The following is an 8,779-nucleotide window of genomic DNA, read 5'->3' as shown; positions in this document are numbered from 1 at the left end:
CCGACTCATGTATATACATGAGTCGGCCCCTTGCGAAGCTTTTCTCGCACCAACACCGGCTTCGATACCTCCCTGCTTCCTTGAAAATTCTACCTCAGAGCAAGGGGATGTCTTCTTATCAGCACCTCCTTCACCGTATTGCAGCTGGCTATTGGCTAGACCCTCCCCAAGTCGGCCCTAGGTGCTAGGTGAGTAGCAGCAATCCCTGGCTAAATAGCTCTACCAACGAGCCATCACATGTAGTCCGCAAGTGTCGTTACCCCAGCGCACAACAGGCTACTGGCACGGGCCGCTGAGCGAAGCAGCCCATATCAGTAGCTTGCTACCCACACAACCCGATGAACGTGTGCCCTGGACCAGCCAGATAGGCGGTAGAGTTCCTGTTTCCTACAGCAACCCAGACAATGCTCCTCCCCTACCCTAGCCCGGCCCGGCCAAGCTACTTGGTGTAGCGTTTGTGACGGCGACTGAGTTCAGCTTCTTCCTTGGCCGCCAATATGGCTTCCTGTTCGGGGGGCAATGGCTCGCGCGCCTGGGCTTTATCCTGCAGGTAAGTCGTCAGTGCGCGTTCCAACACCTCCTGCAGCGGCAGGCGAGCCATGTACGCGTACGTAAACCACTCCCGAAACACAGCGGGCGGTAGGTTATTCGTAAACGGAATACGCAGCGGCTTTTCTTCCGGAACCTTTTCTTCTATACGTACCGTACTTACGGTACTTTCCGTACGTATGATATTAGTAGGCGTATCTCGCTGGGTTGGCTGCAGCGGAATCTGCTCCCGCGCTACTGAAGGATGCAGAATATCGTCGTGACTAGGAGCGGGCGAAGCCAGCCGTACCGGGGGCATTTTTTTGGGTGGCATCGGATTAGTGGAGACGGGTGAGAAATTCGTCCGTAAGCGCTCGATAATCAGTAGCGCCATTGGAGCTAGGCGCCCAGTCGTAGATAGGCTGCTGGCCCGCCTGCGATTCGTCCAGCGCAACGTTTTCCCGGATAGTCTGCTGCATCACCAACTTGCCGAGTACTGGGTCAGCTTCGAGCGCGCGGGCGTACTGATGGTGCAGTGCCTTGCGGTACGTGCGGGCGTACTTCGTAAAGAAGATACCCCCAATGCGCAAGTTTGGGTTGAAGTTGCGGCGAATGACCCCTACCATCTCCACCACCTTGGTCAAACCTTCGCTGTTAAAGAAATTAGGCTGCAACGGGATAAAAACAGCTTCACTGGCCACCATCGCCGACACGGCCAGCGTACCCAGGTAGGGCGAAGTATCGATGAGCACAAAATCAAACTGCGCGGGCAAGGAAGGCAGCCCTGCCACGAGGGCCTGGCCACCAGTCAATGCAATAGTGAGGTCCTGAAGAACATTACGAAAAAACCAACCGTAGTCCATTTCCTGCCCTAGTAGCTTTTCTTGCCTCGTAAGGTCTTCACCCGCCGTAATGCAGTATAGATTGGGGGCAGCTGCATTGAGCTGTGAGTACAGGCCGCCACCAGTGGCTAGGGCTGCCGCCAACGACCCCGGCACAGCCGGCAGTTCCGCAACAGTGGAACTGGCGTTGCCCTGGGGGTCGGCATCTATCAGCAAGGTCTGATAGCCAAGCTGCGCCAGTCGGTGGGCAATAGCCAGGGCAGAGGTGGTTTTGCCCACGCCGCCCTTGCGATTGGCAAACGTAATGATGTGCATAGAGAATAAGAAGACTGTTGTAGAAAACAAATGTAAGTCATACGTATCATATTTTCAATGACTATGAAAAATATGATACGTATGAAAATTATCATAAGTATAGTAACGATAAGTTGCAGTGCATACACAGGTACTTTATGGCAATGTATTTTGCGTAAACAAAGTAAAATTATAGCATCTAATCCACTGATAACCTGTGTAAAAATTTTGAAAGAGCTTGTAAGTATCATATTTGTCGTACAGGTTGTCTATCCGATTATAAATACGATACTTACTGTACGTATGATAAGTATCGCATGTGAATCATCCATCATGCGTTCTGTACTTATGATACGTACACAAGGTTAATATGTCTGAAGCTCACAAGAAAACTGACCGACCTGTTAAGAGTTAGAAAGCATTAAAAGGTGTAGGACAGCCACGGTTAAGCAATTAGAATAAGTAGTCTTGGACTAATGTCCATCTTACTCGAAGGAAACCGGATACTACGTCTGTGAAGCAATCAGCAGTTCGTAGTCGGGCGCGTCGACGTAGCTGGTTTTAGTGGGGTCGAAGGATTCGAGGGCCTGGGTGCCCCACTGCTCATCGACTGTATCCTGGTACATGAGTAGGTGCACGGTGGCCGTCTGGTCAGGGTTGAGGCGCAGTAGCCCGACCGATACGCTGGGCCGCTTTGCGCTCGTTGCCGAAGGCGTGCCAGATAATGCCCACCTGCAGGTTAGGAATGCTGATACCCTCCGAGAGCTGGGCTACGCAGGCCAGCCGTTGAATCTCGCCCGCGTTGAACTTAGCCAAGTTGGCGTCGCTTTGCTTGTTCTTGGAGTGGTAGGTGTGGGCGGCCTGCTCCTCAGCTTGCTGCTGGTTGGAGGTAAAGAGTAGAACATTTTCCGTCTGCTGGTCGGCCAGGTAGCGCATGTAGTGGCCCTTGCCGGGGTAGTTCATCAGGGCCTGCATGCGCAGGATGCACAGCGTTTCGATGGGTAACTGGTCCCGATTAGCATTAGCCAGGCGCTTGCTCCAATAGTGGTAGTTCTCGCGCTCGCTGGTGGTGAACTGGGTGCCGGACTTGGTGGTGAGCACGTAGTCCCGCACGGTGCGTAGCGGTAGCCGGTGCACGACCAGGCGGTAGTCATTAAGCAGGCCGGCGAGCACCGCCTCGTCGGTGGTGTAGTCCACCACGATGGGGCAGTAGGTGGCCACGAGCCGGCTCTTCTCTGAGTTCGCCTGCGCGGGCGGCGTACCCGTCAGGCCCAGGGTGCTCCGCTTCTTGGCCGCGTGGGCTTTCAGGCCCGGCTCGTGCGAATCCTTCAGCGCGTGACACTCGTCGGGGTAGAGCTTCTAGTAGGAACCGGCCGCGAGCGTTTTAGCCAGCGAGCGGTAGGTGGTAAACGCGAGGTAGTCGAGCAGATGCGCCAGGCCGAACTTGTGCGCCTTCTGGGGCCAGGAGTCCAGAATGGCCTGCGTAGAGGCTGCCACCAGGAAGAGCCTACCGGATGGCTGGTTGAGCAGCTGGCTTTCGGTGAGCAGCCGGTCCATGTCGCGCAGGCCGATGAGCGTCTTGCCCAGGCCCATGGTCAGGGCAATGAACGCCCAAGCCGAAGCGGGATGGATCACTCTGAAAACCGAGTTCTTGCCCCCACGGCGGGGCCTTTACCAGCTTGGACGAGGCCCGGCTAGAAGTGGCCTACCATCTCGACACCTACTTCAACCTCGACCGCCGCCACGCCGCCCTAAGCTACCGCTCACCTCACCAATTTGAAGTCGGCCTATTTCAGTACCTACCTTAACTCGCTGTCCGTTTCCACTAGACCACCCCAGGCTGCCAGCAAGTAGAAGCAGCAGGCCTAAACGTGGCGAAGGGCAGCAGGTAGTATAGCTAGTCCGTCAAGTAAAAGCGTTAGCACATGGGCAATGGTGTCTTGGCCGAGGACGGGGGTAGCGCTGCAGGAGGAGTGGGAGACTGAAAGTTTTAGTTGGCGCAAGGGTAGTAGTAGCCAGGAAGGGCAGTGGATTTTAGCAAGCAACAGCTGAGATAAAGGCTGGTGTTTTGGAGGGAAGGAGCGTGGGGCTGCTGAAAAAATGGAAGCTGATTCGGGCAGCAGGGGGAGCGTAGCGGAGAAGTAGTTCAAGGAAGGAGTAGGAGACAGGCGGTTGCTGGGGGAGTAAGTAAAGGAGAGAAATGGGGGGGCGGCTCGTGAAAGCTGCCGCCAAAAGGAGGCGGGCAGGTGCTGGGTGCGGGAAGAGAAGGGCGAGAAAATGGGCGGCGGCAACGGAGAGAAGTAAAGGTTCAGGCAGAAAAGTAAAGGGCGGGGTGAGTGGAGAGGCGGCGGTGAATGGGCGGCAGTAGCTGCCACAGAAGAGAAGGCCAGGTAAGCAGTTGCGGGCGTTGCGGGAAGTAGCAGCGGAGAAATTTTAACTGCTAAAAAGTAAAATCAGAAAGCCACGGGGATAGAAGACAGCAGAAAAACTTCAAGTAGGACGGAGCTATAGTAGGGGGCTAACTGAAAGAGGAGGGACGCGTAAGATTTGATAGGCCAGCAAAAAATAGGGAAGCAGGGAAGCAGCAGAAGTGGCAGGAGCGAGGGGTGAGGTCGTTAAAAATGCAGGTTGGCAGAGAAGATGGAGTGGCAGCAAGAAGGTCGGGTAGGGGTACAGAGGGAAGCAGTTGGCGAAAAGAACTAGCGCGGCTGAAGAAAAAAAGGAGCGAAGGTGCCGGTAAAAATGGAAAGGGTCGGCGTGAAACGCGGCTGGAGAAATTGCGTGCGGCAGGGAAAATTTTTCACGAGGCGAAGAGAAAAGGAAGGCGGGTGCCGACGAAAAGTTGAAGGTCGAGGAAGGGGAGCTGTAGAAGAAGTTGAGTGCGGTACAGGGAATTTTTTGGAAGGGTGCCGGCGAAAAGTTGGGTGGAGTTGGAGTAGGGTTGCGGAAGAAGTGGAATCAGAAAGTAGCCATGGTGAGCGTAGAGTAGCGAGGGGTAGGTGGCAGGATAGCGGGCCGCAGGGTGGAGGGTCGAGAGAGTTGGTAAGCAAAAGTTGTCGCCGGTAGTAGTAGAAAGTTGTAGGTCGAGTAAGTAGAATGAGCGGTGGATTGCCGGGGGAAGTGGGGCGAGTAGCAGATAAAAATTAGCGTAGGTAGTCGTAGCGTGGTGGGGGAGGATGGTGGAATTGATTAAAGAAGTTTCAGGGAAGTGCGGTATAGGAAAGCGTTGGAGAAGCGCGGTTGCAATAGAAATAATAGTCGGGTGGGTGAGTGGTTGGGTATAACTGGAAGCAGCTGGGGGGAGAAAAACGAGACCAGTAAGGTGAGGTAGTCGGTCGTAAGATTGAAGTTGACTAGGTGCGCAGGAAGGAGGAAAGTTGGGAGACGAGGTGAATGGAGTTATAAAAAGGAGCGTAGGATTTCAGAAAAAGTATAAGGAAGGCAGCAGATAAATGAATGAGCTAAGTGGGCGGTAGAAGTAGTTGGGTAAGGGGCCAAGTCGGATAGGAGGAGCACAAGAGAGAAAGAAAAAGAAGCAGGTGGCCTCGGAGGGAGTAGTCGTAAGTAGGGGGCGGTGGAGGGTAGCGTAGGAGGGGATAACTATTTTCTGAAGGCTAAAAAGTAGAAGGAGTGGCTCACGTGGAAGAAGTAAAGGCGGAAAGCGGCAGGTGGAGAATCGGATAAAAGAGTTATGCAGGAGGAGCAAGACCAGGTGGAAGGAAGGAGAAGTTGGGCGAGATAATGGAAAAGGTTGGGGGCGAGAATTAGGAGCAGCTTGAAGAAAGGTTGGGAGGAGTTAAGTCGAAAGAGGTAGCACGGATGAGATGAGGGGAACTGAAAAAATTAAGACGTGAGTGGGATGCAGGAGGGAAGATGAGTAGCGTAGTGAAAGAAAATTGTGAAGTGGTGGAGAAAAGAATCTGGAGCGGCTGGAGAAAAAATGAGACTAGGGTGCCGGCGAAAATTGGAAGAGGTCGAGAGAAAAGTCACTGGAAGAGTTGAAGGAGGGGCAGCAGATTTTTTGGAAGGGGCGCAGAAAAGTGAGAGGTCATCGGCAAAAAGTTGAGGGGCAAAAGAGTGGCGCTGGGTAAAAAGTTGAGGGAGGGGCAGCAGATTTTTTGGAAGGGGCCCAGTGAAAAGTTGGATAGAGTTGAAGTAGGACTGCGGAAAAATTTGAGCGAGGGTGATGAGCTTTTTAGATGGGTGCCGGTGAAAAGTTGGATGGAGTTGAAGTGGAGTTGGGGAGAAAGTTGGGTGAGGCGCGGAAGATTTTTTGGAAGGGTACCGACGAAAAGTTTGGAGGAGTCGAAGTAGAATTGGGCGAAGGGTAGTAGGAAAGAGCAGCGGGGATTCTGAAAAAGTTGAAAAGGAAATTCTAAAAGCTAGTCGTTGTAGTTGGTAGAAGTAGTAGGGGAAAGAAGCGGTAGTGATTCAAAAGAGGCAGAGAGTAGCGTGGTGAGATGCTGAGTAGTTGGATAGCCCGATTGTAATAGAGCGTGGAGATAGTGGCGTGGTGAGGCTGAATAGGGCGAATAGAGTAGGCGTGGAAATATGAAGCAGTGCTAGTCGCTAGTAGTAGGTTTAGTGGTAGGCTAGCCTGTAGCTTAGTAGGCACAATACGACCCGAAATGACGACTTATAGTCATAGTTAGCGAGAGGAGTCCTTCAAATCAAAGCTACCGCATTGATTATCAGTGAGAAGCAGAGCTTCTCGGTGATTTACTACCGTAAAGCATTGATTGTTAGTTTATTTTTGGTGATAAATAGTCTTAGTTTAGTCTTTTTAGTCTTTAAAATATCAAGCTGTTAAGTCAGATGGTGATTTAGAAAAGTAAAATATTAATTTACAGCTTATAAGTGGTGATTATTGCCTTAACCATTCATTTTTAGTTCCATGAGTACAGAAATAAACCCAGGCGCAGAAAAGGCTAAGAAGGCCGCGCCCACGCGAGCGGCAAACTCTGTGCGGATATCAGGCGACGCCTTTCAAAAGCTGACCAAGCACGCGAAAAAATTAGGTGTCAGCAATGGAGAGTATGCGAGCGCAGCAATCGCCTACTTCGCTGATAGTGGCTTCGACCCACGCGAGGAACACTTGCTGGATGGCCCACTCACGCGCTCGAAGATTAGCGAGGGCGTGGCCAATGTGCGAGCGCACAACGCGGACATTGGCAACCGACTTTTTGCGTTGACTCGCGGCTTTGAGAAAACGATGTACCTGTTCATGCAGCAGCAGGAGCATAACATGAACGTGTACCTGGAGGGCATCGAGGGCAACCTGATGAGGCGGCTGGTTTCGATGGAGGACAATCTTTTGTTGCCGCTCGTAGAGCACGTGATGCGCGGAGCAGGGGATGCCTACATCGGCCGCAGCCTGGGCGAGCGAATTTATTTAGAAATTTTAAAGAAGCCTTCCTCGCTCTGGGAGGAGCAGAATGATAAACTGACCGATGAGCGCGAACAAGTTTTAGTGCAGGAGCTAAAGAAATTTATGACGGACCATATGATTCCGCCAGCTGTGTCCACGCGCCGGCCAGCGACCACGCCGGTTCCACCAAAACCAGCAGCGCCAGTTGCGGCCCCGACTCAAGCGCCAGCAGCTACACCGCCCAAACCCTGAGCCCGGATGCGACAGTTCATTGCGAAAGCTGATGCAGAAAACTGCGTTACCAACCGTGGGTAGGGGCGACGGTTTGAAGCTGACTTTATAAGCGAACGCTAGCCGACCCGTTACAAATTCGGTTACAACCGGCGCATCAATCCCGGTTGTAACCGATTCGTTTTTTAGCACCAACCGACGCGCCAACCGAGCCGGAATTACACTGGAAATCTATCGCACTTCTTCCATTTCTTTTCATGTATGCCAAGGTAATTAATCCCAAGACCAACGGGAAAAAAGTGTACGACAACAAGGGTAGTTCACTGCGGACTACGAATTACCTGGTGAAGGAAGCGAAGGCGGCCGGCGAGGAGGCGACCTTCTTTGGTGCGCCAGGCAGTCCGAACAAAACCGCCGAGGAAGTGGTGGCTATGCTCGACGGCAACGTGAAGGGCCTGCGAAAAGATGACGCCAAGTTTTACTCGCTCGTGCTGAGTCCGAGCCCCGAGGAACTGGCCTACATGGGCAACGACCTGAAGGCCCTGGAGCGCTACACCCAGCACGTGATGGACGACTACGCCAAAAACTTCACGCTTAAAAACGGCAAGGAGCTGGGCGAACCCAACCTGGTTTGGGCGGCCATTATTCACCAGGACCGCAAGAACCGCAGCACCGATGAGGGCGTGCAGGGCGAGCGGAAGGAAGGTTTGCAAACCCACATTCACGTAACGGTTTCAGCGCGGGATGCCGAGCAGAAAATCACGCTCAATCCGTTGAGCACTCCCGACCGCTTCAATCGCGTGCAGTTCCAGGCGAAAGCCGTGGCCCAGTTTGAAATTCAGTTTGGCCGGATGGGTAATCTCGACCTGATGAAACCCGACCTCACCCGGAAGGAACTCATCGCGGAAAAGGCCGAAGAGATTACCACCAAGGCGGCCGCCAACAAGCGCGAGAAAAAACCGCTGACTGAACAGCAGCTTGCCGCGAAGGATGCGCGGCTGAACACACAGGTTACCCGACTCAATTCCAAACTCGATGCCAGTCAGCAACTCGACCCAACACGCGTAAAGGAAGTGGCGAAAGAGCGTAGCTATGATAATATTTTCTACGCGACGCTCGGAAAGATTGAACGCAATGCGGAGAAGGGAACCTACACGCACCAGCCTTACGACTACTTAGCAACCGGCAGAGTAAGCCAAGCTGGTGAGTTGCGAATGGAAGCGGCGAGGAATTTTGCTGCACCAGCTGGAATTCCAAGCCCTACTAGTGAGCAGGACCTCGGTGGAGGAACGGCCAGGGCATTGGAGCAAACTATTAGTAGACTATCGAGAGCAATGGCTCCAAAAGGAAAAGCGCAGGACGTGCGCAGCGAGGCCGAGAAGCAACAGGACTACGAAAACGAAATGTAGATTCCTACTCTATTCCTTAATCTTTAAGTACGCTTATTTTTTTGCACCTTCTAGCAACACCACGGGCGTATCCGCCAAGAGGTAAAGACTACCATCCCTAATAGCGC

General features: G+C 53.0%; 6 protein-coding genes. 2 read left to right on the top strand and 4 right to left on the bottom strand.

What is annotated here, in order from left to right:
• Positions 1 to 439: 439 nt before the first annotated feature.
• From VFO93_RS19110 to VFO93_RS19095, 4 genes are all read right to left on the bottom strand, one after another.
• Positions 440 to 862 (bottom strand): hypothetical protein, encoded by a 423-nt coding sequence (locus tag VFO93_RS19110; RefSeq protein WP_325135984.1) that lies wholly within the window; start codon positions 860 to 862, stop codon positions 440 to 442.
• A gap of 4 nt (positions 863 to 866) precedes the next feature.
• Positions 867 to 1,685, bottom strand: coding sequence for a ParA family protein (locus VFO93_RS19105; protein WP_325135983.1), 819 nt, complete (start codon positions 1,683 to 1,685; stop codon positions 867 to 869).
• A gap of 630 nt (positions 1,686 to 2,315) precedes the next feature.
• Entirely contained in the window at positions 2,316 to 2,885 is a 570-nt protein-coding gene (locus tag VFO93_RS19100; protein WP_325135982.1) for a helicase-related protein, read from the bottom strand.
• Positions 2,886 to 3,023: 138 nt separating this feature from the next.
• Positions 3,024 to 3,299 (bottom strand): hypothetical protein, encoded by a 276-nt coding sequence (locus VFO93_RS19095; protein WP_325135981.1) that lies wholly within the window; start codon positions 3,297 to 3,299, stop codon positions 3,024 to 3,026.
• A gap of 3,259 nt (positions 3,300 to 6,558) precedes the next feature.
• On the opposite strand from VFO93_RS19095, the gene VFO93_RS19090 reads away from it, so the two are divergent.
• Positions 6,559 to 7,284: a hypothetical protein gene (locus VFO93_RS19090; RefSeq protein WP_325135980.1), complete on the top strand. Its 726-nt coding sequence runs from the start codon at positions 6,559 to 6,561 to the stop codon at positions 7,282 to 7,284.
• Between the two features lie 236 nt (positions 7,285 to 7,520).
• The gene (locus VFO93_RS19085) at positions 7,521 to 8,672 is read left to right on the top strand and encodes a DUF5712 family protein (RefSeq protein WP_325135979.1); all 1,152 of its coding nucleotides are present in this window, start codon (positions 7,521 to 7,523) and stop codon (positions 8,670 to 8,672) included.
• Positions 8,673 to 8,779 lie beyond the last annotated feature (107 nt).

This window comes from Hymenobacter sp., from assembly GCF_035709525.1.
Taxonomy (GTDB): Bacteria; Bacteroidota; Bacteroidia; order Cytophagales; family Hymenobacteraceae; genus Hymenobacter.
The sequence above is the reverse complement of the archived record's forward strand: the minus strand, read 5'-3'. Positions and strand labels throughout refer to the sequence as shown.

Bases quoted from the DNA above. Each gene is read 5' to 3' on its own strand.
- VFO93_RS19110 (WP_325135984.1), bottom strand. From the start codon at position 862: ATGCCACCCAAAAAAATGCCCCCGGTACGGCTGGCTTCGCCCGCTCCT.
- VFO93_RS19105 (WP_325135983.1), bottom strand. From the start codon at position 1,685: ATGCACATCATTACGTTTGCCAATCGCAAGGGCGGCGTGGGCAAAACC.
- VFO93_RS19090 (WP_325135980.1), top strand. From the start codon at position 6,559: ATGAGTACAGAAATAAACCCAGGCGCAGAAAAGGCTAAGAAGGCCGCG.
- VFO93_RS19085 (WP_325135979.1), top strand. From the start codon at position 7,521: ATGTATGCCAAGGTAATTAATCCCAAGACCAACGGGAAAAAAGTGTAC.